This is a genomic window from Streptomyces sp. NK08204, assembly GCF_020400585.1.
Classification (GTDB): domain Bacteria; phylum Actinomycetota; class Actinomycetes; order Streptomycetales; family Streptomycetaceae; genus Streptomyces.
Genome location: NZ_JAINVF010000001.1, coordinates 340,861 through 364,625, shown reverse-complemented (window position 1 = coordinate 364,625; position 23,765 = coordinate 340,861). Strand labels below are relative to the sequence as shown.

Sequence of the window (23,765 nt, the reverse complement as noted above, 5' to 3'; positions counted from 1 at the left end):
CTCCGCCTCAGACGATCTCGAGCAGCTCGGCCACCGGCCGTCGGGGGGTCGGGTGCCCCTCCGGGCCGTAGCCCAGCCGCAGCACCATCTGCACATGGGCGATCTCCGAGAGCGGGTCGCGGGCCACCCACCGCAGCTCCGACCATTCCAGGGGCTGTGACGTCACCGAGGCGACCAGCCCGTGCGTGGTGGCCAGCAGCAGGACCCGCTCCAGCGCCTGACCCGCGCGCAGCCAGTCCGCCGGCCTGTCGTGGGCGGTGCCCAGCAGGGCGATGTGCGGGTGCTTCTCGAAGGACGCCGAGACGCGCCCGGGTACCGTGCGCCCGGCGGCGAAGTCCCGGACGAAACCCCCGCCGTAGCGCGGGCGAGGACCGAACGCCTCGGCGGGGATCCCCTCCGGCGCGTCCGCCTCGCCCGACGGCTCCGCCCGGGCCCAGTGGGCGACCTCACCGCGCGCGCCGGGGTCAAGCGCCTCCTCGGTCTCGGCGTCCTGCACCAGCTCCAGGAGCGACCGCAGGTGCCAGGCCCCGGGGAAGAGCAGCTCGGCGCCCTCGGCACGGGCCGCGTCGCGCAGCCGGCCCTGCAACGCGGTCGGGATGTCCTCCTCACGGAAGGGGTTGCGGCTGCAGTGACGGCGGCGGATCGCCGGGTGCAGCAGGGCGAGGGTCTCATCGAGCGGACCGGTACCGCGCAGGTCCACCTCGGCGAGCAACTGCGCATCCGCCGGGTCCGGCAGCAGCCGGACGGCCGGCGCCAGTCCCGCCGCCGCGGCGGACACGCGCAGGTTGAACAGCGCGGCTCCGCAGCCCATGTGCAGGTTGCGGGTGTCCGGGTCGGTCCGTGGCGCGACGCGCGTCATATCGGCGTACAGGCGCAGGACACCGTCCGCGGACAGGAAGCGGAAGGCCCACGGCTGGGCGTTGTGGTGCGACGGTGCTGCTGCGGCGTCCCCGACGAGTGCGGTGACGGTGTTCGTGTCGAATGCGTGTGCGGCCACGGTGACGTCCCTTCCTTACCCTCAGCCTCACCCGTGACGACCCGCGGTTCACCCGGACGTCGCCGGAACCACGAGAACGGGGCAGCGGGCGTGCTGCAGCACGCCCTGGCTGACCGAGCCCAGCAGCATGCCGGTGAAGCCTCCATGGCCGCGGGTCCCCACCACCAGGCCCAGCGCGTGGGCCGAGGCCTCGGTGAGCGCCTGCACCGGATGCCCGACGACCAGTTCGTGCCGCAGGTCCACTTCCGGCCAGCGCTCGTGGCGGCCGGCCACGATCTCGGACAGCAACCGGCGGCACTCCTGCTGCGACTGGTGCTCGTCGCCGATCCGCAGATGCCCGGGCTCCCAGACGTACAGGGCGCGCAGCCCGGCACCGCGCAGCGCCGCCTCCTCGAAGGCCAGGTCGACCGCGGCGGCGGAACGCTCGCTGCCGTCGACGCCCACGACGTAGTACGCGTGCTCCTGCGTGATGTGCTCCGGCTCCGGTACGACCACCACCGGGCAGTGTGCGCGGGCCATGACGGGCAGGGCGACCGACACGGAGCCGAACGCCTCCTGAGCCCGGCTCAGGTGCCGCGAGCCCACGACGACGGCCGTGGCGTCGCGGCTCTGCTCGCGCAGCACCCACACCGGGTCGCCCTCCGCGAGCAGGGCGTCCACCGTGACCCCGGGCTGCCGGGCCGCGACGAAGTCCACGGCCTCGTCGAGCACCTGCTCGCCGGCCTTGTGCAGCGCCTCGTTCCATTCCTCCCAGGACGGCGGCACCTCCCGCCTCCGGTAGCCGCGCGTCGGCACGCCCTCGGCGTGGACCACGCGCAGCGGCAGCCGGCGGCGGGCCGCCTCGTCGGCCGCCCAGGCGAGCGCCATGCGCAGGCTGGGATCCGGGTCGACGCCCGCCACGACCGGCCTTCGGTCACCGGGCCGGGACATGACCACCTCCGCCGCGACCGGCCGAGGTGACGCGGACACATCCCCATGGGGAGGTGCCTGTCGCCTCGGGCCACCTACCCGGTTCCGCCTTCCTGGCCGGTGCGGGAGCGGTCATCGTCTTCGCCTCCTCGCCGCGGCGCGCAGGGACGTGCACAGGTGCGCCGCCGATCCCATCGAAGCCCGTGGTGCGCCGGGACTCCAGGGGCCATTGGTCCCGGCACCGGACCCGTCGGCCCACCGGGCCGGTCATCGCGGGCCCAGCGCGGAGCCAGAGGCCGTGGTGCCGTTCGGGCCGACGGCGGATTCCCGGCGGAACCGGCTCTCGAGGTCCTCGCGCACCGTGGCGGCCAGTTCCCGAACCGCCCGGGACGTGACCGGTCCGACCGGTTCCGGGTCCTCGATCCGCAGCGCCGGGCCGGGCAGGCCGGCCAGATCCGCACGCAGCCTCTCGCGGGCGTCCTGCCAGCGGTCCGGCGGGCCCGTGCGCCGCCCGCCGCGCATCACCGTGCGCAGGAGCGGCCACGCCGCCTCCGGCGGCTCCTCCCGCCACAGAGCGATCACGTCGGGCCGCCCCGCGCGGCGGAAGACCTGCTTGCGGCCCGGGGCCGTGACCTTGGCCGCGGACAGCTTCATCACAGGCCGTCCGGCGTACTCGACGAGCTTGTACGCGGCGTCCAGGTACGGCGCGTCCGCGGCCACCCCGACCCGCGTACCCACGGCGTACACGTCGATCGGGGCACCGGAGCGCACCAGCCGGTCGACCTGGTACTCGTCGAGGCCGCCGCTGGCGATGATCCGTACGTCGGCCGCCCCCGCGGCGTCCAGCACGGCGCGCGCCCGCCGCGACAGCGCGTCCAGGTCCCCGCTGTCCAGGCGGATGGCGCAGCCCGGTCCGCGCCCCAGGTCCCTCAGCACCCGGGCCGCGACCCGTACGCCCGCCACCGTGTCGTAGGTGTCCACGAGGAAGGTGACAGGGCCGGGATGACAGCGGGCGAACGCACGGAACGCCTCCTCCTCGCCGGGGAACGCCTCGATGTAGGAATGGGCCATGGTGCCGGAGGCCGGGATGCCCAGGGCGGTGGCCGCGGCGATGTTGCTGGTGCCCGCGAAACCCGTCAGGGCGCCCAGCCGGGCAGCCTGGAAGCCCGCCCAGGGGCCGTGGGTGCGGCGCAGCGAGAAGTCCACCACGTCACGTCCGGCCGCGGCCAGGACACAGCGCGCCGCCTTGGACGCCACCACCGTCTGGTGGCAGACCTGGTTCAGCAGGTACGTCTCCACCAGCTGGGCCTGCGGCAGCGGGGCGGTCACCTCCAGCAGCGGCTCACCGGCGAACACCGCACGGCCCTCCGGCACCGCGCGTACCTCGCCCTCGAAGGCGAGGCCGAGGAGCGGTTCGAGGTCCCGCACGGGACGGCGCAGGACGTCCGCGAACTCCTCCACGTCCTCGCGTTCGACGCGGCAGTCCGCCAGGAAGTCCAGGGCGGGCTCGAGACCCGCGGCGACCAGGAAGCCCCGGCCGGGCGGGAGGTCGCGGACGAAGAGGCTGAAAGTGGCCGGGTCCCGCATGCCCTCCCGGAGGTAGGACAGGGCCATGGTCACTTCGTACAGGTCGGTGGTGGTGACGTCGGACATGTGATCGCCGCCGGATGTGGTCGTCCCCCGGTCATCAGTCTGGCCCTGAACGCGGGGGAGGAAAGGGGCCTGCGGACCCGGACGTGGGCTGTTCGGCCCAGGTGCGGCACGGGCCGTCCTGCCCTGCGTTCGGGTTCGCGCGGGTCCGAGCTGCGCCGGGCTCGTCGTCGTGCCCCCTCGCCGCACCGTCACCGGGCGCCACGTGCGGCGGCCCAGCGGCGCCGGACCCCCTCCTCGTGTTCGGCCTCCTCCAACGTCAGTTCCACGGCGGCGAGTTCGCGCCTCAGACGGGGGATCCAGTGCCGGCGCAGGGCACGTACCCGCTGCCGGGTCCGTCCGGCCTCGGCGCCGAGCAGTTCGGCCGCCGCCCGGTGGGCGGCGTGTTCCGCGGCGGCCCGGACCGCGGCACGGTAGGCCGTGTCGGCATGCACCAAGGCGGTGTTGGACGGTGTCGTCTCGTCCGGGGAGCGGACGGGGGCCGTCAAGGTCACGTCGGCCGGATGGCGCACGCCCATCAGCGAGGCCCACCGGACATCGACGCCCGCCCGGTCCGTGGGCACCGCCTCCGCCAGCGCCCGTTCGCCGCCGAGCAGTACCCCGCGCAGCAGCCAGAGATCCGCCTCGGCCAGCCGGTCCTGCCACACCCGGCCCGCCTCCTGCGCCGCGCGTCGCTCGGCGCGCTCATGGTCCAGCAGGAGCCGGAGCTTGCGTTCCAGCAGGTCCGCTCCGCGCAGCGCGGTGGCGAGGCCGCGGCGAAGCCGCAGCCGCCCGGCCCGGCCCGGCGGTACCCGGCGCCCGTGCCCGTTCACGACGGCGTCTGCTGATGCGAGGGGCGGTGGGCGTCGAGCAGGTCGGCCGGGAGCATGCCGAGCTGGCTGCGCGGCAGGGTCAGCAGCACCTCCCAGGCCCGCTCCAGGGACGCGTCCAGCGGCCGGTTCTCCCGTGTGCCCTGGGCGAGGAACCGGCTGCGGAACGCGCCCTCCAGGTCCAGGTGGCACAGGTCGGTCGGGCTGAGCGCCTGCCGCCCGATCAGGTCGGCCAGCTCCCGCACCTGCCGGGACCGGGCCAGTGCGGCGATCAGCTGCGCGGCGACCGCCGGATGGTCCGTGCGCGTGCGTCCCGCTCCGGTTCCCTTGCGCATCAGACGCGACAGCGAGGCCAGCGGATCGACGGGCGGGTACGTGCCGGCGGCGTGCACCTCGGCGGACAGCACGATCTGCCCCTCCGTGATGTAGCCGGTGAGGTCCGGCACGGGGTGCGTGATGTCACCCGCCGGCATCGTCAGCACCGGCAGCACGGTCACCGACCCGGGCCGGCCCCTGATCCTGCCGCAGCGTTCGTAGAGGGAGGCGAGGTCGCTGTAGAGGTAGCCGGGGTAGGCCCGGCGGGCCGGGATCTCGCCGCGCGCGGCGGACACCTCGCGCAGCGCCTCCGAATAGGCCGTCATGTCGGTCATCACCACCAGGACGTGACGGCCCTCGGTGAACGCCAGGTGCTCGGCCACCGTAAGGCCCAGGCGCGGGGTGAGCAGCCGTTCGATCACCGGATCGTCGGCGGTGTTGAGGAAGAGGACCAGTTCCCGCGCGGCCGAGCGCTCCGCCAGCCCGTCACGGACGAACGCCGCGTCGGCGTGCGTGAGCCCCATGCCGGCGAAGACCACGGCGAACGGCTCGCCGCCGCACGTCGCCTGAGCGGCGACCTGCACCGCCAGCTCCAGGTGCGGCAGCCCCGCAACCGAGAACACCGGCAGCTTCTGGCCCCGCACCAGCGTGGTGAGCACGTCCACGGCGCCCACACCGGTGAGCACCGGCTCGTTCGGCGGCTCCCGGCGCACGGGGTTGATCGGTGCGCCGCCGACCGCCGCACGGCTGCCGCCCAGCACCGGAGGCCCGCCGTCGGCCGGTTCGCCCCGCCCGTCGCACACCCGCCCCAGCCATCCGGTGCCGACCGGGACACGCAGCGGTGAGCCGGAGAAGGCGACGCGGGTGCCGGTCCGGCCCATGCCGGCGGTGTCCTGCAGGACCTGCACCACCGCCAGATCCCGGTCCACCTCCAGGACCAGCCCGTGCCGACGCTCACCGGAGTCCAGGACGATCGTGGCGAACTCGTCCCAGCCGACCCCGCTCACCCCTTCGACGACGACGAGCGGTCCGCGCAGTTCCCGTACGCCCGTGTACTCGACATCCGCGGGCCCGCTCATGCCACCTCCTGCAGGCGCCCCAGCACGGCGTCGCGGGCCGCCTTCACCGGCCCGGTCCGATCCGGCCCCGCCGTCTCGCGTGCCCGTAGCAGCGGGGTGAAGTCGACCGCCTCGACGGCGTCCGCCGGAACACCGCCGTCCACCAGTTCCACGCAGCGGTCGATCACCGTCAGCACGGCCGCCACGAGAGCCGCGGTCTTCTCGGGGGCGCTGTAGGCGTCCGCCGGTGACAGCGCGCTCTGCTGGATCAGCGCCTCGCGCAGCAGACGTCCCGCGAGCACACTCATCCGCTCCCGCGGCGGCAGGGCCGTGATGCCGACCAGTTCCACCAGGTCGGCCAACCGGTCGGCCTCGGCCAGCAACCGTGCCACCCGGCCGCGCCGCTCGGCCCACCCGGCGTCACCGGCCAGCGCGTGCGCGGCGGACAGCGCGGAGACGTCGCGGGAGAAGGAGTCCGCCCAGGACACGGCGGGGTAGTGCCGTGCGTAGGCGAGGTCCCGGTCCAGGCTCCACAGGCACCGTACGAACCGTTCGGTGTGTGCCGTGACCGGCTCGGTGCGGTCGCCGCCCGGCGGCGACACGGCGCCGATCACGGTGACGGAACCGGTCGCGCCGCCGAGGGTGCGCACGGCGCCGGCCCGTTCGTAGAACGCGGCCAGCTGCGAGGCGAGCCCGGCCGGATAGCCCTCCTCGGCGGGGAGTTCGCCCATGCGCGAGGCGAACTCGCGCAGTGCCTCCGCCCAGCGCGAGGTCGAGTCGGCGATCAGGACGACGTCGAGCCCCATGTCGCGGAAGTACTCGGCGACCGTCGCCCCCGTGTGCACGCTCGCCTCGCGGGCCATCATCGGCATGTTGGAGGTGTTCGCGATCGTCACGGTCCGCTCCGCCAGCCGGCCCCCGGTTCTCGGATCGGTCAGCTCGGCCAGCTCCTCGATGACGTCCGCCATCTCGTTGCCGCGCTCGCCGCAGCCGACGTAGACGATCACGTCCGCGTCGCACCACTTGGCGATCTGCTGGAGCAGTACGGTCTTGCCGGTGCCGAAGCCGCCGGGGACGGCGACCGTGCTGCCGCGGGCCACCGGGAAGAGCAGGTCGAGGGCCCGCTGTCCGGTGTTCAGCGGCGCGTCGGCCGGCAGCCGCCGGGAGACCGGCCGCGGCCTGCGCACCGGCCAGGACTGCGCCATCCGCACCTCGTGCCCGCCGACCACGGCGAGCACGGCGTCCGCCGTGTGCCCGCCCGCCTCCGCGACCCGGGTCACCTCGCCCGAGAGGTCCGCGGGCACCAGGAGCCGCAGCGGCACGCCCGCCCCGATCTCACCGAGGACGTCCCCGGCCGTGACCCGCGTGCCCTCGGACACGCCCGGTGTGAACCGCCAGGTCCGCTGATCGCAGGCGGCACCCGGCCCGGTCCTCAGCAGGAGGTCGCCCGCGCCGTCCAGAGGGCGCAGCAGGCCGTCGAACACCCCGCCGAGCAGATCCGGGGCTAGGCGCACCGACAGGGGGTGGCCCTGCGGCTGAGCGGGGTGTCCGGGAGCCAGCCCGCCGGTGTACTCGTACGCCTGGACGGTGGCCGTGTCGCCGCGGATGGCGACCACCTCGCCCGGCAGCCGTTCATCGCCCAGTACGACCAGGTCGTGCATGGCCACGGAGGGAGGGCAGAAGATCTCCACGAGGGGACCCGCGACCCGCAGCACACGAGCCGCGCCCTCCCCTGGGCCGGTCGCCGGGCCCCTGTCCGTGCGCTGCGGGCGGGTCCCGGGGCCGGGACGGGCTGCGGCCGGGGTGTCGCAGCCGTCCGCACGGTGCTGGGCCGGCGTCGGGCCGGCGGAGGCGTTGTCGCTGGGCGGGGCCGGGATCCGGGTACGGCAGGCACCCTTGCCGGAGCGGCCCGGGGGCGGTGGGCCGCGGAAGACGCCCTTCCCGGGGTGGCTCGGGGGTGGTGGGTCGTGGGGGATGTCTTTGCTGGGGTGGCTCGGGGGTGGTGGGTCGTGGGGGATGTCTTTGCTGGGGTGGCCCGAGGGTGGTGGGTCGCCGGAGACCTCCCTGCCGGGCCGGGCTGCCGCCGGGCCGCCGGAGCCGGTCACAGCGGCCCCCACAACGTCTCTGCCCGCGCACCGAGCCGGTCCAGGGCCCGGTCGGCGAGCGCGTCCGCCGACAGGTCGACCCGGCGGCCGGGCGCCTCGGCCGTCACCCCGCCTCCGGCGGCGGGCCGCACCCTCGCATCCGGTCCCAGCAGGGACCGTGCGGTCGCCGCGAGCCGCGCCCGCGGGACGGCGCCCTCCGTCAGCGCCCGGCGCACGGCCGCCCGGACCGCAGCCCTGAGCTGCGCGTACGCCTCGCCACGAGCGGCGAGTTCCACCGCCCAGGCGTCCTGCACCGCCCGCACCCGCTCCCGGTCGGCCGCGGCGGCACCGTCGGCCGCGCCGAGGTCCCGGGCCTGCGCGAGCAACGCCTCGGCACTGCCGCGCGCCGCGCGCAGGGTCTCCTCCGCGTCGGCCCGCGCCCGGTCCAGCACCTCGTCGGCGCAGGCCCGTGCCGCACGCAGCAGCTCGGCGCGCACCGGATCCAGCGCGTCCACGGCCGCCGCCATCAGGGCATCACCACCGTCAGCGGCCGGGACGGGTCCGGCGCCGTCGCCAGGCTGCCCAGCGTCTCGGCGGCCTCGGCCGTGAGGATCACCAGGCCGACCGTCCGCGGGAGCGCGGCCCAGGCCCGGCGGACGGCGTCCGGATCCTGCGCGACGAAGACGTCGACCCCGGCCAGCGCCAGACCGCACACGCCGGTCCGGGCGCCGATGGCGGCCACCGTGCCCATGGTCACGCCTTTCCGATGAGCAGGATGGCGACCACCAGCCCGTACACGGCGATGCCCTCCGCCAGACCGACGATGACGATCGCCCGGCCGAACAGCTCCGGACGTTCGCTCAGCGCGGCCAGCGCCGCCGCACCCGTGTAGGCGACCGCGATCGCCGCCCCGATCGACGCCCCGGCCACCGCGATGGCCGCCGCGATCAGCGCGGTCCCGTTGGCCCCCTGGGAGGCGGCGGCCTGCGCCGACGCCTGGGCGGGACCGGCGAGCGCCGTGGCCAGGACGGCACAGGCGCCGCCCAGCAGGGTGAGGTTCGTGGCCAGCAGCCAGCGGAAGGCGCGCCGGGTCCTGCGCCGACGCAGCAGCCGCACGGCACCGAGCGCCGCGGCCAGGACCGGCAGCACGATCAGCCAGGTGAGCATGGGATCACCTTCACAGCGGGGTCGGCAGGTTCCGCCGGGGGAACGTGCCAGGGACGAAACGGGCGGCCCTGCGTCTCGAAGAGCCGGGAGAACAGTTCGTAGAACTCCAGCCGGAGGGCCTGCACACCGGCCACCAGTGCCTCCAGGCCGAACGAGACGGCCGTGCCCACGGCGAAGACCAGTACGGCGCCCACGACTCCCAGGACACCGCGCGCGGCCAGGCCCGCGGTGCCGCGCCACACCAGGCCGGCGAGCGCCGCGTGGGTGAGGCCGAAGGCCGCGAGCCGGGCGAAGGACAGGGTGTTGGTGCCGGTGCGCACGACGACGTCGAACAGCCGCACCGCGGTCTCGGCGAGCCCCGCGCCGCCGCCCGCCGTGGCCCGGAACAGGCCGTACGCCATCAGCGCCAGCCCGGCCCCGGCGAGCGCGCCGCCGGTGACGGCCGCGGCCGTCCGGTGCAGGAGCAGGCCAGCCGCCGCCGACGCGAGCCCCAGATAGAACAGCAGCCCGGCGCAGCCGGACGCCGCGTACAGCCCCGTGCCCCAGCCGCCCTCGCGTACCCGGTTGACGGTGCCGGCGGCGTGCGCGAGGGCGAGCAGGCCCGCCCCGAAGAGCACCGCGGCGGCCAGCAGACGGACGGGGCTGTCCAGGGGGCTCAGCCACAGCACCGGCAGCAGCCCGGTCGGCCCGAAGAACTCGCCGTAGGCGGCGCCCGCGAGCATGGCGGCGGCTCCGGCACCCGCCAGGAACGGCCACAGCCGGCGCAGCCGGGCGAGCCGACGGGGCCGCCCGTGGCGCAGCGCGAGCGCGGCGAGCAGAAGCAGCGCGCCGTGTCCCACGTCGCCGAACATGATCCCGAACATGGCGACGTAGGCGAGGGCCGCCGGCCACGAGGGGTCGAGGTCGGCGTAGGCCGGAGTGCCGTACGTCGTCACCAGCGGTGTGACGGAGACCGGACCGCCCTGCCGCAGCAGCGTCGGCGGATCGGTGCCGGGAGGGGACGGCAGGGGCAGCAGCGCGCCACCGGCCGCCGCGAGTCTGCTCGCGACGCGCGACACCTCACCGGCCGGGCACCACCCGGCCAGTGCGGCCACCTCCCCGCGCCGTACCGCGCCGCCCGCGCGCTCCTCCAGCTGGGCCTCGCCCGCCAGCAGTCCGACACGGCGCTGCCGTTCGAGGAGGTCCAGGTCGGGTGCGGCAGCGGCCAGCACGGCGCTCGTGGCAGTGAGCGGCTGTGCCGCTTCGCCGACCCCGCGCAGCCGCTGCAGCCGCACCGCCGCCGGGCCGGGCGCGGCCTCCTCGGCGCGGTCCAGCTCCACGCAGCCCTCCTGTGCGATCCGCACCAGCGCCTCCCGCAGCGCCGCCTGCGGCACGACCACCGCCACACGGCGCATCCGGACGGGCGCCATCGCCTCAGACCAGGGCATCGAACACCTCCACGGGCCGTCCGCCGCGTGCCGCCGACTCGAGCGCGGCCCGCATCCGCCAGGCGTCCACCGAGAGCACCGCGACCGCGCCCACGACCATGCCAGGCCCGTGACGGCCGTCGCGCAGCAGCGCCGCGCCGTCCGTCTGCACCGTCCGCCACCAGCGGCCCTCGGCCCGCCACAACCCGCCCGGCTCCTCGATGTCCGCGAGGACCCAGCGGGCCGCCGCGGGCAGGCGGTCGCGGAACTCCTCGTACGTGGCCGCGGCCGGCGCCCGCGTCCCGATCAGACGTGCCGCGTCGCGCCGTACGGGCTCCGGCAGCGAGCGCCGGTGCACGAACAGCTCACGGGCCGTCAGCAGCACGGCGCGCCCCTGGGCCCAGCGGTGGGCGGCCGGTACGGCGAGGGCGGTGCGCCGTGCGGCGGCCATGCGCATGCCGGTGACCACGGCCCACGGCGTGTCACCACCGGGATCACCCCAGGGCGAGGCGGCGAGGGCCGCCCGCACCTGCGCGGGTGTACCCGCGCGCGCCAGGCGCCGCCAGGCGGTCTCCAGCGCCCCGAGCCGGTACGGTTCGGGCACCTCCGTACGGCGGCCCTGCGGAGCGGGCAGCCGGGAGACGACGTTGGCGATCTCGAAGCCCGCGGCGAGCGGAACGAGCAGGCGGACGCCGCCCGGCGGCAGCCAGCCGCCCAGCACCCGAAGGTGCCACAGCAAGGTGGCGGCCACCGCCCGCTGTGCCGCGGGCAGGCCGGTCGCGGTCCGCGCGTACCTTCCGTACGGCGTTGTGGCGAGCCGGCGCAGGCCGTCGTCGAGGCTCGGGCTCGCGGCGATCTCACGTGCCCCGTCGGCACCCGGGTACCGGCCGGCCATGACCTTGGCCCGCACCGCACCGCCGACCCAGCCGGCGCTCACGGCGCGTCGCCCGGCCCGCGTGCCGGCCGCAGGGCGTCGGCGACCGCGCGCTCCACCAGGTCCGGCATACGCTCCCCGGCCCGCTCCCGGACCGTCGAGGCGGCGCGGTCCCCGGCGGCACGCAGGGCGTCCGCCTCGCGCCGCGCCCGGCGCAGGAGGGGTTCCGCGGCCTGCCGGCGGACCTCCGGGGCACGCTCACGGGCGCCCGCCACCAGGCGTTCCGCCTCTTGGGCGGCGTCCCGGCGGACGGCCCGGGCCGCCTCTTCCGCGGCGGCCCGGATACGGTCCGCCTCCTGCTGCGTCTGCGTCAGTCGCGCGAGGGCGGGCTCCAGTTCGGCGGCCCGCTCCGCCGTACGGTCGGCGGGCACGCCTGTGGCGGACGCACCCGGCGTGCCCGCCGGGCGGCGGAACCGCTCCAGAAAGTCCCGCAGGCTCATCGGCCAGCCTCCTGCCGGTCGGCTGCTCCTTCAGTTTCACCGTTCCCGTCACGCCACGCACCGGATAGGGCCGTCGAGCCGTCGCACCAGGGCCGTTCGGCTCTTGGCGTGGGCGGGCGCGGCGGAAGACTGGGACGGTAGGCAACTCGACGGAGTCCGGAGGCCATCGTGAACGCGCACGAGAACTTCGCCTCGCGGGCCGAGGCCCGGCGATCCACACCACGCCGCCCCTGGACCCCCGGTGAGACGGCACGGGAGGACAGACTCGTGCGCTACCTGGGAGCCGTCGCCTCGGCGGCGGCCACGCACACCGGAACCCAGCACCCGCAGGTCACCGAGAGCCCGCAGATGACCGGGAGCCCGCAGGTCACCGCCCCCGCTCAAGGCGCCGCACCGCCCGGGGCGACGCTCCCGCTGGTGCGCGACGTGATGGACGTGCCCGCCGCGTCCCTCCAGGAGGACCTGCCGTACCGGGACATCGCCCGCCTCCTGGCGCGTGAGCAGCTGGGCGCGGTCCCGGTCGTCGACGCCGACGACCATGTGGTCGGCGTCGTCTCGGAGTCCGATCTGCTGGCGAAGGTCGCCTTCGAGGCGTCGGGTCACCGGCCCGGACGGATCGGCAGACTCCGCGAGCGCCGGCTGTACGGAAAGGCCCGCGGCGAGACCGCCGCCGACCTGATGACGAGCCCCGCGATCACCGTGCTGCCGGGTGCCACGGTGGCCGAGGCCGCCTGGCTCGCCGCGCTGTCCCGGCTGAAGCGGCTCCCCGTCACCGACCACGACGGCCGCCTGGTCGGCGTCGTGCGCCGCGATGCGCTGCTGCAGGCCCTCATCCGGGACGACGCGGCCATCCGGGCGGAGGTCGAGACAAGGGTCCAGGCCGTGTGCCCGCCGGGCGAACGCGAGGCCGTGGAGGTGGCCGTGCACGGCGGCGTCGTGGAGCTGACCGGACGAGTGCCGACCGCCACGACGGACCGGCTGGTGGCCGAGGTCGAGGGGATCCCGGACGTCGTCGGGGTGAAGAACCTCCTCACCGCCGAGTGACGACGATCACCGCCGAGTGACGACGACTGTCGCGCGGACGACTGTCGCGCGGACGACTGTCGCGCGGAGGGGGGAGGGAGCGGAGTCAGTCGTGCTGGTCCAGGTGGGAGGCGAGAACCGCCGCCTGGACCCGGCGCTGCACACCCAGCTTGGCCAGCAGCCGCGAGATGTGGTTCTTGACGGTCTTCTCCGACAGGTACAGCTTCTTGCCGATCTCGCGGTTGGTGAGGCCGTCGCCGATCAGGGCGAGGATGTCCCGTTCCCGCGGTGACAGGCTCGCCAGCTCGGGCGGCAGCGACGGCGTCTCGGCCGGGTCCGCGCGCAGGGACCGCATGAGACGGGCCGTGGTCGCCGGATCCAGCATCGACTGCCCGGTGGCGACGGTACGCACCGCCGAGACAAGGTCGGAGCCCCTGATCTGCTTCAGGACGTACCCGGACGCCCCGGCCATGATCGCGTCGAGCAGCGCTTCCTCGTCGTCGAAGGAGGTCAGCATCAGGCACGCGAGATCCGGCATCCGGCTGCGCAGTTCCCGGCACACCGAGATGCCGTCACCGTCGGGGAGACGGACGTCGAGCACGGCGACGTGCGGACGCAGGGCGGGACCGCGTACGAGCGCATGCTCGGCGGTGTCCGCGTCGCCGACCACGCAGATGTCCGGTTCGGCGTCGAGGAGATCGGTCAGACCACGGCGTACGACCTCGTGGTCGTCCAGCAGGAACACACGGATCGGGTTCTGTTCCGTGAAAGTGCGTGTGTCTGCCATGACGACCTCTCGTTCCCGGGCACGGACATGCCGCAGCTGCCGTTCCGGCCGAGCATGACCTGTCGGCGTCGGACGGTCTAGGGCCGATCGGCCCTACTCACCGCGCCACGCTACCCCTCCGCGGCTCGCGCCCCCACATCGCGCGCGAGGTCGAACTGTACGTCCACGACGCCCTCGACACCGCGCACCAGACGCGCCACCACCGGGACCAGGGAGGTGTCGTGGACCCGGCCGACCAGCGTCGCGACCCCGTCGTGCACCTCCGCCCGGAGCGCCGGGACCGGCGGCGGGAAGAGGCGGGCCACGATCTCGCGCCGGATCTCCTCGGCGATGTCCTCGTCGTCGCGCAGAAAGACCTTGAGCAGGTCGGCGCGGCTGACGATGCCCTGCAGCAGGCCGAGCTCGTCCACCACGGGCAGCCGCTTGACGCCCGCTCGTGCCATGATCCGTGCCGCCTCGGCGAGGGTGGCGTCCGCCCGCACGGTGACCGCGGGCGAGGACATCAGGTCCTGCGCGGTGAGCGCTCCGGCCTTCGCCAGGTCGGCAGGGGCGCGCCGGTGGACGTACCCCTCCTGCGGGGCGTCCCGGAGCTCCTCCGTCGGCAGCAGGTCGGCCTCGGAGACCACGCCCACCACCCGCCCCTCGCCCTCCAGCACGGGGAGGGCGCTGACCTGCCAGTCCTGCATGAGCTGCACGATCTCCTTGAACGCTGCCCGCCGGCCGACGGCGGTGACCGTCTGGGTCATGACGTCGCTGACGATGTGCGGTGTGCCGAACATGGTGACTCCGTGAGGTCCAGGTGGTCTTCATGGTCTTGCGCCGCGGTTGTACCCCCTCCAGCGTGGGCCGGTGCGCACGGCGCGGGGAAGGGCCGCCCGGCCCCCGGACGGGCCGTTCGGACGGTTCTTGGGTCGGTCGGTCCGGACCCGGGACGTGTGGCCCCTCACCGCCCCGCCGCCACACCATCACCCTGAGAGGGATCCTGTTCCCCCTGGGAGGTGAAGACCGTGTCCCCAACCATTGCCGTCGGCCTCGACAGCTCCCCCGAGAGCCGGGCCGCGGCCGAATGGGCGGCCCGTGAAGCGGTGCTGCGCGGCCTGCCGCTGAAGGTCGTCCATGTCCAGGAACCGGTGCCCCCGCCGACGGTCCTGGCGCTGCTCGGCACGGAGAGCGATCAGCACTGGACCGAGGAGATCGCGGCGGAGTCGGCCGAGGGCCTGCGGCTGCGCCACCCCGGCCTCGAGGTGATCACCGAGGAGCGCTCCGGCAACGCGGCCGAGGTGTTGTGCGAGGCGGCGGACGCGGCGGGACTGCTGGCGCTGGGCTCACGCGGGTTCGGCGCGATCGGCGGCTTCACGGTCGGCTCCGTCAGCCTGGCCGTGGTCGCGCACGCCCAACGGCCGGTGGTGCTGGTACGGGCGGGGGAACAGGCCGCGGACGAGCACAGGCCCGACCCCGCGGGCGTACCGTCCGCCGCGACACCCTTCCAGCCAGTCGTCCTCGGCCTCGACATCCGCACCCCGGACGAGACGCTGCTGGCCTTCGCCTTCGACGCCGCCGCGCGCCGGGAGACGACCCTGCGGGTGGTGCACGTCTGGGACGAGCCACCCACTTCCTTCTACCGTTTCTACGGGGACGCCGAGCTGTACAGCACCCTCGTGAGCAAGCAGGCCGGCGCGCTCACCGAGGCGCTGCACCCGTGGCGGCGGAAATTCCCGGACGTCGACGTGGTGGAGGCGAGCCGGTGCGGCAGTGCCGCCCAGGTCCTCGTGGAGGCCTCCCGCGACGCCTCGCTGGTCGTCGTGGGGCGGCACATCCGCACCGGCCGCCTCGGCGCCCGCATCGGCCATGTGGCCCACGCCGTCGTGCACCACGCCGCCGCCCCTGTCGCGGTCGTCGCCCACGGCTGATCCCATGACGAGGAGAACCCGTCGAGGCAGGGGAGAAAGGTGAGCGCGATGGACCTCCCGATCGTGGTCGGCGTGGACGGCTCCGAGCCGAGTCTGAGAGCCGTGGACTGGGCCGCCGACGAGGCCGCGCTGCGCGGCGCGCCGCTCCGGCTGGTGTACGCCTCCCTCTGGGAGCGCTACGAGGGCTACTCCGCCGCGCACGACCTCGGAAAGCCGGACGAGCAGGTGATGGCCGAGCACGTCGTCGAGGCCGCCGAGCAGTGCGCCCGACGTCGGCAGCCGGGGGTGCGGGTCACGTCCGAGGTGCTGCCCGAGGAGCCGGAGTACGGGCTGGTCCGGGAGAGCCGCACGGCCCGGCTGATGCTCCTGGGCTGCCGTGGCCGCGGCGCCCTGGCCGACGCACTCCTCGGTTCCGTGAGTGTCATGGTCGCCGGGCACGCCCACTGCCCCGTGATCGTGCTGCGCGGCAGCCACGACAACCAGGCCCGCTCAGGGAAGCACGGCCGCATCGTCCTCGGAGTGGGCGACAAGCAGACGGGCCCGGCCGCGGTGCGGTTCGCGGCCGAGGAGGCCCTGCTGCGCGGAGTCGCGCTGGAGGCCGTACGGGCCTGGCAGCACCCCGCGCACACGGTCACCGTCCACCCGCTGATCACCGGCGAGCCCGCCCACCTGCGGGAGAGGCAGGCGGTGGAGGATCTGGACGAGGCACTGCGCGACGTCCCGGCAGAGGTGCAGGTGATGCGGCGTGCGGTCGAGGGCCGCGCCCGCGACGTCCTCCTGGCCGCGTGCCACGAGGCCGACCTGCTGGTCGTCGGCGCCCGGCACCGCTCGGGCCGCTTCGGTCTCCAGCTCGGCCGTGTCGCCCACGGCGTGCTGCACCACGCCGCCTGCCCGGTGGCCGTCGTACCGGAACCCGACTGACCACCTGCGGATCTCTCACCGAAGCCGCCCGACGACGGTGGGGCGTCGTGGCGCTGAGCGAGTAGTCCAGCCGTCAGGTGCCGCGCTTCTCTGCCCTCGTCGAAGAGTTCTCATCGGCCTCTCCAACGACACCCTTCGGGCCCGGTGAGCCGGACCGCGAAGCGGACAACGGGCGGCGCCCTCACGCGGGCACCCCTGTCTCCAGCCGGATGTCGGGCGGTCGCAGCAACGTGTTGTGCACCGTGCAGTGCTCGACCACGGCACGCAGTCCCTCGAGCCTGGCCCTGCTCAGTTCGTACGGCAGTACGACCCGCAGGTGTACGCACGCGACGCGGGCCGGACGGTCGTCCGCCATCGTGAAGTCCGCCAGCACACGGAGCTGCTCACGGTCGAGGTGGTGGCGTTCCAGGAAACGTCCGGCGTAGTGGGCGACGCACGCGGCGAGGGACACGACGAGCACTTCGACGGGTGTGGGGCCGCGGTCGTCACCGCCCGCCTCGACGGGCTGGTCGGTGACGAGCGTGTGACCGCGCACCTCGGCCACGAACGCCTCGCCCGTCAGATGACCGACCCGGACGACCCCCTCGGGCACCGGGACGCTCCGGCCGGTCGGTGAGACGATGTCCGTCATCACGCCTCCTCTCGGCGCCCGGCCGGGCCGGACGCGGCCGGCCAGGCCAGGGCGCGGGTGATGTCCGCGACGGTGAGGATGCCGACCAGGCGGCCGGCGTCCAGGACCAGCGCACGCCGGGCCGGACTTGCCTGCAGGCGGGGCAGCACGTCCAGCACGGGCTCCTCGGGAGCGGCCGTGACCACGTCGGCGAGGGGCAGCATCACCTCGCCGACGGTCGTACGCTCCCGCGACTGCGGCGGCGTCGCCTCGACGTGCCGCACGGTGAGCAGCCCGGCCACCGAGCCGTCCGCCGCCAGCACCGGGAACGCGGAGTGGCGGTAGTGGCCGAAGGGCCCCGCAGAGACGAAGTCCGCGAGCGTCGCCGCGGCCGGCACGGTGACCGGGTCCGCCGTCATGACACGGCCGACCGGGACCCCGCCGAGTACGCCCCGCATGTCGGCCTGACGGGCCTCCGCGGTGGCCGCGCTGATCAGGAACCAGCCGATCAGTGCGGCCCACAGACCGGACAGGTCGCCCCTGAACAGGACGACCGCGAAGCCGGTCAGCACCATGAACCAGCCCAGCGCCCGGCCCGCCGCCGTTGCACCCCGAGTGGCCCGCAGCCGGTCCCCGGTACGGTGCCACAGGTAGGCGCGCAGCAGCCGCCCGCCGTCCAGCGGGGCAGCGGGCAGCGCGTTGAAGACGGCCAGCAGGACGTTGATGGCCGCCAGCCAGGAGACGGCCTCGACCACCAGCGCGGACACGTGGAGCGCCTCCAGCCCCACCGCCACACCGGCCAGCAGGCCGCCGGCGACCAGACTGGTCAGCGGACCCACGCCCGCGATGCGCAGCTCGGCGGCCGGGGTCGGGGCCTCCCCGCGCAGGCGGGCCGCGCCGCCCAGCATCCACAGGGTGATGCCGTCCACCTCGACGCCGTTGCGGCGGGCGACCGCGGCATGCGCCAGTTCGTGCGCGAGCAGCGAGGCGAGGAAGACGACCGCCGTCAGCAGGGCGAGCGCCCAGTACAGCAGCGGCGCATGGCCGGGATGCGCGTCGGGGAAACGACCGCGCCCCAACGCGACCGTCACCAGGGCGACGATGACCAGGACACTCCAGTGCAGGCCGACCCGCACGCCGGCGATCCGGCCGAGGGGCAGCGTCTCTTCCATCACCCTCGCCTCACCTCCGAGTACCGCTCCGTCGCCGTGCCCGGCAGCACAGGCCGCGGCACCTTCATGGTCCGGCGGCGGCCGTCCGCCGGGGAGGGGCCGATGGGCACCGTCCGGCCGCGGGTGGGGGCCGTACGGCCCAAGCGGCGCTCCCCGCGCACCGCACAAGCTGAAACGTGCGGGGCACCTCACCTCCGGCGCTGTGCCGGAGCCCGGCCTGCGCCCCCTCGTACACGCGCCGGGACGTGTGCCCGTGACCGACCCACGAGGGTGAGGAGTGTCATGAAGGGCTTTGTCTTCCACGGTCCCGGGCAGGCCTCCTGGCAGGACGTCCCGGACCCGGCCGTCAAGGAGCCGACCGACGCGATCGTGAAGGTCGGCGCGGTGAGCATCTGCGGCACGGACCTGCACATCCTCAAGGGCGACGTGCCCGAGGTGCGCCCGGGAACGGTGCTCGGTCACGAGGCGGTCGGTGAGGTCGTCGAGGCCGGCAGCGACGTGCGCACCGTCAGGCCCGGTGACCGGGTGCTGCTCTCCTGCATCAGCTCCTGCGGGCGGTGCCGCTTCTGCCGGGACGGCAGCTACGGCCAGTGCCGGGGCGGCGGAGGCTGGATCCTCGGTCACCTCGTCGACGGCACCCAGGCCGAGTACGTCCGCGTGCCCTTCGCCGACCTGTCCGCGTACCCGCTGCCCGGCGCCGTCCGCAGCGAGGACGCCGTGCTGCTCGCGGACATCTTCCCGACCTCCTACGAGGTGGGCGTCCTCAACGGGCACGTGCGTCCCGGCGACACCGTCGCCGTCGTGGGTGCCGGGCCCATCGGACTCGCGGCCATCGCCACGGCAGGGCTCTTCTCACCCGAGCGGATCATCGCGGTGGACCTCACGCCGGCCCGGCTGGAGGCGGCCCGGCACCTGGGCGCCGATGCGGTGGCGGCAGCCGACGAGGCTTGCGACCTGGTCGCCGACCTGACCGACGGGCTGGGCGCGGACGTGGTCATGGAGGCGGTCGGCGTCCCGGAGAGCTTCGAGCTGTGCACCCGCATGGTCCGCCCGGGCGGGCACGTGGCCAACATCGGCGTGCACGGCAGGCCCGCCACGCTGCATCTCGAAGAGCTGTGGATCAAGGACGTGACCATCACGACCGGGCTGGTGGACACCTATTCCACCCCGACCCTGCTGCGGATGACGGTGGCCGGACGGCTGCCCACCGGACAGCTGGTCACCCACACCTTCCCGCTGGAGCACATGGAGGAGGCGTACGAGGTCTTCTCCAAGGCCGGCGAGACCGGCGCGCTCAAGGTGGTCCTCGGCGGGGAGCAGCACGCGGAGGTGGCCGTTCCCACGGCCTGACGAAAGGGACGTGACGATGATGACCGGACAGTCCGCGTCCGACACGGAGACCGGCGCTCCCCTGGGCGATCTCGGCCGTCGCCTGGCCGCCCGGCGTGGGCAGTTGGGGCTGACCCGTGGGGAGGCCGCCGCCCGGGCCGGCGTGGCGGTGGCCTATCTCAGGTATCTGGAGGAGCATCCCGGTGCCGCGCCCGGCCCGGGTGTACTGGGCAGCCTCGCCGCGGCGCTGGAGACCAGCGTGGCCGAGCTGACCGGCGGTGCCGTCGAGCAGGCGCCCGGGTCCTCGGCGGCCGCGCGTACGGCGAAGCTCACGGAGCTGAGCCTCGGCGAGTGCCAGGCCCTGCTGGGCACGCACGGCGTGGGGCGGCTCGCCGTCACGACGTCCTCGGGGCCGGTGATCGTCCCCGTCAACTACAGCGTCGTGGACGGCGCGATCGTCTACCGGACGGCGCCCGGTGCCACGCCGTCCCTGGCCGCGGGCAGTCAGGTCGCCTTCGAGGTCGACCGCATCGACGACACGTTCAGCCGGGGCTGGAGCGTCCTGGTCAGAGGACCCGCGCACACGGTGACGGATCCGCAGGAGAAGGCCAAGTTCACGGAACTGGCGCACACCACGCCCTGGACGGGCGGCGTGCGTGACGTATGGGTGCGCATCGAACCCCAGATCGTGACGGGACGCCGGATCACCGTGTGAGCGCGGGCGGTACGACATCACGGGAGCGGTACGAGTCAGGCGGCGCCGGCGGCACTGCAGTGACAGTGCCGCCGGCGCCTGAGTTCTCTCTGCGGCGGGCCGGTCAGCCGTCTGAGTCTTCTGAGCCTCGGCCGTCTGAGCCGTCCTCGGGTGCGTCACCCGTCCGGGTGAGCAGGACGCCGGTGACCAGGTCGGGATGGATGCGTACCGCGTGGTCCGTGCCCGGCTGGGCCGCCCAGGGGTGCAACATCGTCCGGATCCGGGCGACCTCGTCGTCGTCGGTCACCAGGCGGGCGTAGCCCGTGACCACCACGCTCCAGCCGAGGTGCGTGTCCGGGTCGATGGCGTCCGCCTCGTAGGCGACGACGACACCGGTGTCCTCGGACTGCCGGGCCTGGCTGGTCAGCGCGGCGCCCTCGTGGGTGCGGATGACGATGTCGCCGCCGTCCAGCACGTGGTTGACCGGGCGGACCGTGGGCAGGGCCTGCCGGGTGAAGACGATCCTGCCCAGGGGCACGCTGCCCAGCAGCCGCAGGGCCTCGGCAGGGTCGAGGTCGATGCGCCGGTGCGCCGGGACGTCGTCAGTGGACATGGCGGAGCTTCTTCGCAGGTGGGTTGCCAGGTGGTTGCTTGAGGCGGGCGGAGCGACGCCGCGGGGGACCGGCGCCGCTCCTGAGTTCACTTTCGGCCATGGCATGCCGGTGCTCCCAGTGCCGACCGGTCCCGGCCACAGGGCCGGAAGTCCCCGCGCGTCATCTGCTGTCGCCGCCCTCGACCCCCACCAGGGTGGCCCGGCCGGCCTCCAGACGGGCCACCGGCACCCGGAACGGCGAGCAGGAGACGTAGTCCAGTCCGACGTCGTGGAAGAAGTGGATCGACTCCGGATCGCCGCCGTGCTCGCCGCAGACGCCGGTCTCCAGATCCGGGCGGGCGGCCCGGCCCTCCTCGACGGCGACACGGACCAGCCGGCCCACCCCCTCCCGGTCGAGCGTCTCGAACGGCGAGGCGGCGAACACGCCCTTGTCGAGGTAGGCGGAGAAGAACGCGGCCTCGACGTCGTCGCGGGAGAAACCCCAGGTCGTCTGGGTGAGGTCGTTGGTCCCGAAGGAGAAGAACTCGGCCTGCTCGGCGATCCGGCCCGCCGTCAGCGCCGCCCGCGGCAGCTCGATCATCGTGCCGACGGGGCAGCCGACGGCGACACCGGTCTCCTCACCGACCTCGGCCAGGACCCGTGCCACCTCCTCGCGGGCGAGCCGCAGTTCCTCGACGGCTCCGACGAGCGGCACCATGATCTCCGCGCGCGGCGTGCCGCCCGCCCGCGTGCGCTCGACGACCGCCTCGGCGATCGCCCGCACCTGCATGGCGACCAGGCCCGGCACCACGAGCCCGAGCCGTACGCCGCGCAGGCCGAGCATCGGGTTCTCCTCGTGCATCCGGTTCACGGCGTCGAGCACCTCCACGTCGTGCCCGTCCGGCGTGCCGCCGGCGGCCTCGGCCGCCGCGATGCGCACGGCCAGTCCGGTACGGTCCGGCAGGAACTCGTGCAGCGGCGGATCCAGGAGCCGGATGGTGACCGGCAGCCCGTCCATCGCCTGGAGGATGCCCGCGAAGTCCCGCCGCTGGAGCGGCAGAAGCGCCGCCAGCGCCCGGTCACGCCCGGCGTCCGTGCGGGCCAGGATCATCTCCTCGACCAGCCTGCGCCGCTCGCCGAGGAACATGTGCTCGGTGCGGCACAGCCCGATGCCCTGCGCTCCGAACCGCCGGGCCCGCGCGGCGTCCTCGGGGGTGTCGGCATTCGCCCGCACCTCCAGCCGCCGGACATGGTCGGCGTGCTCCAGGGCGCGGGCGATCGCGGCGACCGCGCTGTCCGCCTGTTCTCCGGTCTCCAGATAGCGAACGGCCGCCGACGGGACCAACGGCACCGCGCCCGCGTACACGTCACCGCTGGAGCCGTCCACCGAGATGACCGTGCCCTCGTCGACGACCGTGCCGTCCCGGGTGGTGAAGCGCCGGGCCTGCGTGCTGACGGTGATGTCCTGCGCACCGCAGACGCAGACCTTGCCCATGCCGCGGGCGACCACGGCCGCGTGGCTGGTCTTGCCGCCCCGGCCGGTCAGCACCGCCTGCGCGGCGACCATGCCGGGCAGGTCGTCGGGGGTGGTCTCCTCCCGCACGAGCACCACCCGCTCGCCGTCCGCGGCCCTGCGTACGGCCTCCGCGGAGTCGAAGACGGCCGCGCCCACCGCGGCGCCCGGCGAGGCCGGCACGCCGTGCGCGAGCGGCTCGCCGGTGGCGCCGGCGTCGAAGCGGGGGAACATCAGCCGCGCCAGCCCGTCACCGCTGACCCGCGCCAGCGCCTCGTCGGCCGTGATCAGTCCCTCCTCGGCCAGCTCGGCGGCGATCGCGAACGCGGCCTGAGCAGTGCGCTTGCCCACCCGGGTCTGCAGCATCCACAGGGTGCCGCGCTCGATGGTGAACTCGATGTCGCACAGGTCCCGGTAGTGGCGCTCCAGCGTCTGCGCGTGATCACGCAGACGCTGGTACGAGTGGGAGTCCAGCCGGGCCAGCTCGGCGAGCGGCACCGCGTCCCGCACGCCCGAGACGACGTCCTCGCCCTGCGCGTTCGGCAGGTAGTCGCCGTACAGGCCCGGTCGCCCGGTGGCCGGGTCGCGGGTGAAGGCGACACCGCTGCCCGAGTCCGCGCCCAGGTTGCCGAACACCATGCGCTGCACCGTGACCGCGGTGCCCAGGTCGTCCGGGATGTGCTCGCGCCGCCGGTACAGGCGGGCCCGCTCGGCGTTCCAGGACCGGAACACGGCGAGGACCGCCTGCTGCAGCTGCTGGGCGGGGGACTGCGGGAAGTCGTCCCCGGTCTCGTCGCGGATCAGGCGCTTGTACGTCTCCACCAGCCAGGCGAGGTCGCTCGCGTCCAGACGCAGGTCGTCCGGGGCCTCGCGGGCCTCCTTGAACAGGGTCATCGCCTCGTCGAACAGGGCAGGGTCGACGCCCATGACCGTGCTGCCGTACATCTGCACCAGCCGGCGGTAGGAGTCCCAGGCGAAGCGCTCGCTGCCGGACGCCTTCGCCAGGCCGAGCACGGAGGCGTCGTTCAGGCCGATGTCGAGGACGGTCTCCATCATGCCGGGCATGGAGAAGCGTGCCCCGGAGCGGACGGACACCAGCAGCGGGTCGTCGGCCTGACCGAGCCGCCGGCCGGCGGTCCTCTCCAGCGCCGACAGGTGCCGGGAGACCTCTGCCGACATGCCCTCCGGTTCCTCGCCGGTGGCCAGGAAGGCACGACAGGCCTCGGTGGTGACGATGAACCCCGGCGGCACCGGCAGGCCCAGCCGGGTCATCTCGGCCAGGTTCGCACCCTTGCCGCCGAGCAGGCCGGCCAGTTCACGGCCCCCGTCCTGGAAGTCGTACACGTAACGGCTCATGACGCCTCTCCTCGGCTCCGTGGTCCGCTCCCGGTCATCCCTCCAGCGTCCGCCGGGACAGGACCGCCCGGGCAGGTGCTCTCGGTCCC

At 74.7% G+C, this 23,765-nt stretch carries 23 protein-coding genes; 5 read left to right on the top strand and 18 right to left on the bottom strand.

Annotated features, from left to right (window positions below; translation table 11 throughout):
- Window positions 1–7 precede the first annotated feature (7 nt).
- The 12 genes from K7G59_RS01550 to K7G59_RS01495 form a co-directional block, all read right to left on the bottom strand.
- The gene (locus K7G59_RS01550) at window positions 8–997 is read right to left on the bottom strand and encodes a nitroreductase (RefSeq protein ID WP_225829935.1); all 990 of its coding nucleotides are present in this window, start codon (window positions 995–997) and stop codon (window positions 8–10) included.
- Between the two features lie 48 nt (window positions 998–1,045).
- Window positions 1,046–1,927 (bottom strand): universal stress protein, encoded by an 882-nt coding sequence (locus tag K7G59_RS01545; RefSeq protein WP_225829934.1) that lies wholly within the window; start codon window positions 1,925–1,927, stop codon window positions 1,046–1,048.
- Window positions 1,928–2,173: 246 nt separating this feature from the next.
- Window positions 2,174–3,559 (bottom strand): nicotinate phosphoribosyltransferase, encoded by a 1,386-nt coding sequence (locus tag K7G59_RS01540; RefSeq protein ID WP_225829933.1) that lies wholly within the window; start codon window positions 3,557–3,559, stop codon window positions 2,174–2,176.
- A 188-nt stretch (window positions 3,560–3,747) separates the two neighbouring features.
- Window positions 3,748–4,368: a V-type ATP synthase subunit D gene (locus K7G59_RS01535; protein WP_225829932.1), complete on the bottom strand. Its 621-nt coding sequence runs from the start codon at window positions 4,366–4,368 to the stop codon at window positions 3,748–3,750.
- On the bottom strand, window positions 4,365–5,759 hold the full coding sequence (locus tag K7G59_RS01530; protein ID WP_225829931.1) for a V-type ATP synthase subunit B: 1,395 nt from the start codon (window positions 5,757–5,759) through the stop codon (window positions 4,365–4,367). The genes K7G59_RS01535 and K7G59_RS01530 overlap by 4 nt, the downstream gene beginning before the upstream one ends.
- Window positions 5,756–7,453 carry a V-type ATP synthase subunit A gene (locus K7G59_RS01525; RefSeq protein WP_225829930.1) on the bottom strand — a complete coding sequence of 566 codons (1,698 nt, stop codon included), beginning with the start codon at window positions 7,451–7,453 and terminating at the stop codon, window positions 5,756–5,758. The genes K7G59_RS01530 and K7G59_RS01525 overlap by 4 nt, the downstream gene beginning before the upstream one ends.
- Window positions 7,454–7,839: 386 nt before the next feature.
- The gene (locus K7G59_RS01520; protein ID WP_225829929.1) at window positions 7,840–8,349 is read right to left on the bottom strand and encodes a hypothetical protein; all 510 of its coding nucleotides are present in this window, start codon (window positions 8,347–8,349) and stop codon (window positions 7,840–7,842) included.
- Window positions 8,349–8,573 carry a V-type ATP synthase subunit F gene (locus K7G59_RS01515; protein WP_225830244.1) on the bottom strand — a complete coding sequence of 75 codons (225 nt, stop codon included), beginning with the start codon at window positions 8,571–8,573 and terminating at the stop codon, window positions 8,349–8,351. The genes K7G59_RS01520 and K7G59_RS01515 overlap by 1 nt, the downstream gene beginning before the upstream one ends.
- Before the next feature lie 2 nt (window positions 8,574–8,575).
- A complete protein-coding gene (locus tag K7G59_RS01510; RefSeq protein ID WP_225829928.1) occupies window positions 8,576–8,989 on the bottom strand; it encodes an ATP synthase subunit C in 414 nt (137 codons plus the stop codon).
- A complete protein-coding gene (locus K7G59_RS01505) occupies window positions 8,974–10,416 on the bottom strand; it encodes a V-type ATPase 116kDa subunit family protein (RefSeq protein ID WP_225829927.1) in 1,443 nt (480 codons plus the stop codon). Before K7G59_RS01505 ends, K7G59_RS01510 begins: the two co-directional genes overlap by 16 nt.
- On the bottom strand, window positions 10,403–11,332 hold the full coding sequence (locus K7G59_RS01500; RefSeq protein WP_225829926.1) for a hypothetical protein: 930 nt from the start codon (window positions 11,330–11,332) through the stop codon (window positions 10,403–10,405). Before K7G59_RS01500 ends, K7G59_RS01505 begins: the two co-directional genes overlap by 14 nt.
- A complete protein-coding gene (locus K7G59_RS01495; RefSeq protein WP_225829925.1) occupies window positions 11,329–11,769 on the bottom strand; it encodes a hypothetical protein in 441 nt (146 codons plus the stop codon). Before K7G59_RS01495 ends, K7G59_RS01500 begins: the two co-directional genes overlap by 4 nt.
- 168 nt (window positions 11,770–11,937) lie before the next feature.
- Between K7G59_RS01495 and K7G59_RS01490 the strand changes: the two genes are divergently transcribed.
- Entirely contained in the window at window positions 11,938–12,813 is an 876-nt protein-coding gene (locus K7G59_RS01490) for a CBS domain-containing protein (RefSeq protein ID WP_225829924.1), read from the top strand.
- Window positions 12,814–12,898: 85 nt separating this feature from the next.
- Here the strand turns inward: K7G59_RS01490 and K7G59_RS01485 are convergent, their stop codons facing one another.
- Window positions 12,899–13,579 carry a response regulator transcription factor gene (locus K7G59_RS01485; RefSeq protein ID WP_225829923.1) on the bottom strand — a complete coding sequence of 227 codons (681 nt, stop codon included), beginning with the start codon at window positions 13,577–13,579 and terminating at the stop codon, window positions 12,899–12,901.
- Window positions 13,580–13,689: 110 nt separating this feature from the next.
- Entirely contained in the window at window positions 13,690–14,358 is a 669-nt protein-coding gene (locus K7G59_RS01480; protein ID WP_225829922.1) for a CBS domain-containing protein, read from the bottom strand.
- Between the two features lie 228 nt (window positions 14,359–14,586).
- On the opposite strand from K7G59_RS01480, the gene K7G59_RS01475 reads away from it, so the two are divergent.
- Complete coding sequence (locus K7G59_RS01475) at window positions 14,587–15,489, top strand: universal stress protein (protein WP_225829921.1); 903 nt, start codon at window positions 14,587–14,589, stop codon at window positions 15,487–15,489.
- 48 nt (window positions 15,490–15,537) lie between these two features.
- Window positions 15,538–16,410, top strand: coding sequence for a universal stress protein (locus tag K7G59_RS01470; protein ID WP_225829920.1), 873 nt, complete (start codon window positions 15,538–15,540; stop codon window positions 16,408–16,410).
- Between the two features lie 181 nt (window positions 16,411–16,591).
- Here the strand turns inward: K7G59_RS01470 and K7G59_RS01465 are convergent, their stop codons facing one another.
- Together K7G59_RS01465 and K7G59_RS01460 are read right to left on the bottom strand one after the other, a co-directional pair.
- The gene (locus tag K7G59_RS01465; RefSeq protein ID WP_225829919.1) at window positions 16,592–17,041 is read right to left on the bottom strand and encodes an OsmC family protein; all 450 of its coding nucleotides are present in this window, start codon (window positions 17,039–17,041) and stop codon (window positions 16,592–16,594) included.
- Window positions 17,041–18,192: a site-2 protease family protein gene (locus K7G59_RS01460; RefSeq protein WP_225829918.1), complete on the bottom strand. Its 1,152-nt coding sequence runs from the start codon at window positions 18,190–18,192 to the stop codon at window positions 17,041–17,043. Before K7G59_RS01460 ends, K7G59_RS01465 begins: the two co-directional genes overlap by 1 nt.
- 282 nt (window positions 18,193–18,474) lie before the next feature.
- On the opposite strand from K7G59_RS01460, the gene K7G59_RS01455 reads away from it, so the two are divergent.
- Together K7G59_RS01455 and K7G59_RS01450 are read left to right on the top strand one after the other, a co-directional pair.
- Window positions 18,475–19,542: a zinc-dependent alcohol dehydrogenase family protein gene (locus tag K7G59_RS01455; RefSeq protein WP_225829917.1), complete on the top strand. Its 1,068-nt coding sequence runs from the start codon at window positions 18,475–18,477 to the stop codon at window positions 19,540–19,542.
- Window positions 19,543–19,561: 19 nt separating this feature from the next.
- Window positions 19,562–20,236: a pyridoxamine 5'-phosphate oxidase family protein gene (locus K7G59_RS01450; protein WP_225830243.1), complete on the top strand. Its 675-nt coding sequence runs from the start codon at window positions 19,562–19,564 to the stop codon at window positions 20,234–20,236.
- A 103-nt stretch (window positions 20,237–20,339) separates the two neighbouring features.
- On the opposite strand, the gene K7G59_RS01445 is transcribed toward K7G59_RS01450, so the two are convergent.
- Both K7G59_RS01445 and ppdK read right to left on the bottom strand, forming a co-directional pair.
- Window positions 20,340–20,828 carry a pyridoxamine 5'-phosphate oxidase family protein gene (locus K7G59_RS01445; RefSeq protein ID WP_225829916.1) on the bottom strand — a complete coding sequence of 163 codons (489 nt, stop codon included), beginning with the start codon at window positions 20,826–20,828 and terminating at the stop codon, window positions 20,340–20,342.
- Window positions 20,829–20,988: 160 nt separating this feature from the next.
- Entirely contained in the window at window positions 20,989–23,676 is a 2,688-nt protein-coding gene (gene ppdK / locus K7G59_RS01440) for a pyruvate, phosphate dikinase (protein ID WP_225829915.1), read from the bottom strand.
- Window positions 23,677–23,765: the final 89 nt, after the last annotated feature.

Coding starts and splice junctions, on each gene's coding strand:
- K7G59_RS01545 (WP_225829934.1), bottom strand. CDS start 1,927: ATGTCCCGGCCCGGTGACCGAAGGCCGGTCGTGGCGGGCGTCGACCCG.
- K7G59_RS01540 (WP_225829933.1), bottom strand. CDS start 3,559: ATGTCCGACGTCACCACCACCGACCTGTACGAAGTGACCATGGCCCTG.
- K7G59_RS01530 (WP_225829931.1), bottom strand. CDS start 5,759: ATGAGCGGGCCCGCGGATGTCGAGTACACGGGCGTACGGGAACTGCGC.
- K7G59_RS01520 (WP_225829929.1), bottom strand. CDS start 8,349: ATGGCGGCGGCCGTGGACGCGCTGGATCCGGTGCGCGCCGAGCTGCTG.
- K7G59_RS01515 (WP_225830244.1), bottom strand. CDS start 8,573: ATGGGCACGGTGGCCGCCATCGGCGCCCGGACCGGCGTGTGCGGTCTG.
- K7G59_RS01510 (WP_225829928.1), bottom strand. CDS start 8,989: ATGCTCACCTGGCTGATCGTGCTGCCGGTCCTGGCCGCGGCGCTCGGT.
- K7G59_RS01505 (WP_225829927.1), bottom strand. CDS start 10,416: ATGCCCTGGTCTGAGGCGATGGCGCCCGTCCGGATGCGCCGTGTGGCG.
- K7G59_RS01495 (WP_225829925.1), bottom strand. CDS start 11,769: ATGAGCCTGCGGGACTTTCTGGAGCGGTTCCGCCGCCCGGCGGGCACG.
- K7G59_RS01485 (WP_225829923.1), bottom strand. CDS start 13,579: ATGGCAGACACACGCACTTTCACGGAACAGAACCCGATCCGTGTGTTC.
- K7G59_RS01480 (WP_225829922.1), bottom strand. CDS start 14,358: ATGTTCGGCACACCGCACATCGTCAGCGACGTCATGACCCAGACGGTC.
- K7G59_RS01470 (WP_225829920.1), top strand. CDS start 15,538: ATGGACCTCCCGATCGTGGTCGGCGTGGACGGCTCCGAGCCGAGTCTG.
- K7G59_RS01465 (WP_225829919.1), bottom strand. CDS start 17,041: ATGACGGACATCGTCTCACCGACCGGCCGGAGCGTCCCGGTGCCCGAG.
- K7G59_RS01460 (WP_225829918.1), bottom strand. CDS start 18,192: ATGGAAGAGACGCTGCCCCTCGGCCGGATCGCCGGCGTGCGGGTCGGC.
- K7G59_RS01455 (WP_225829917.1), top strand. CDS start 18,475: ATGAAGGGCTTTGTCTTCCACGGTCCCGGGCAGGCCTCCTGGCAGGAC.
- K7G59_RS01450 (WP_225830243.1), top strand. CDS start 19,562: ATGACCGGACAGTCCGCGTCCGACACGGAGACCGGCGCTCCCCTGGGC.
- K7G59_RS01445 (WP_225829916.1), bottom strand. CDS start 20,828: ATGTCCACTGACGACGTCCCGGCGCACCGGCGCATCGACCTCGACCCT.
- ppdK (WP_225829915.1), bottom strand. CDS start 23,676: ATGAGCCGTTACGTGTACGACTTCCAGGACGGGGGCCGTGAACTGGCC.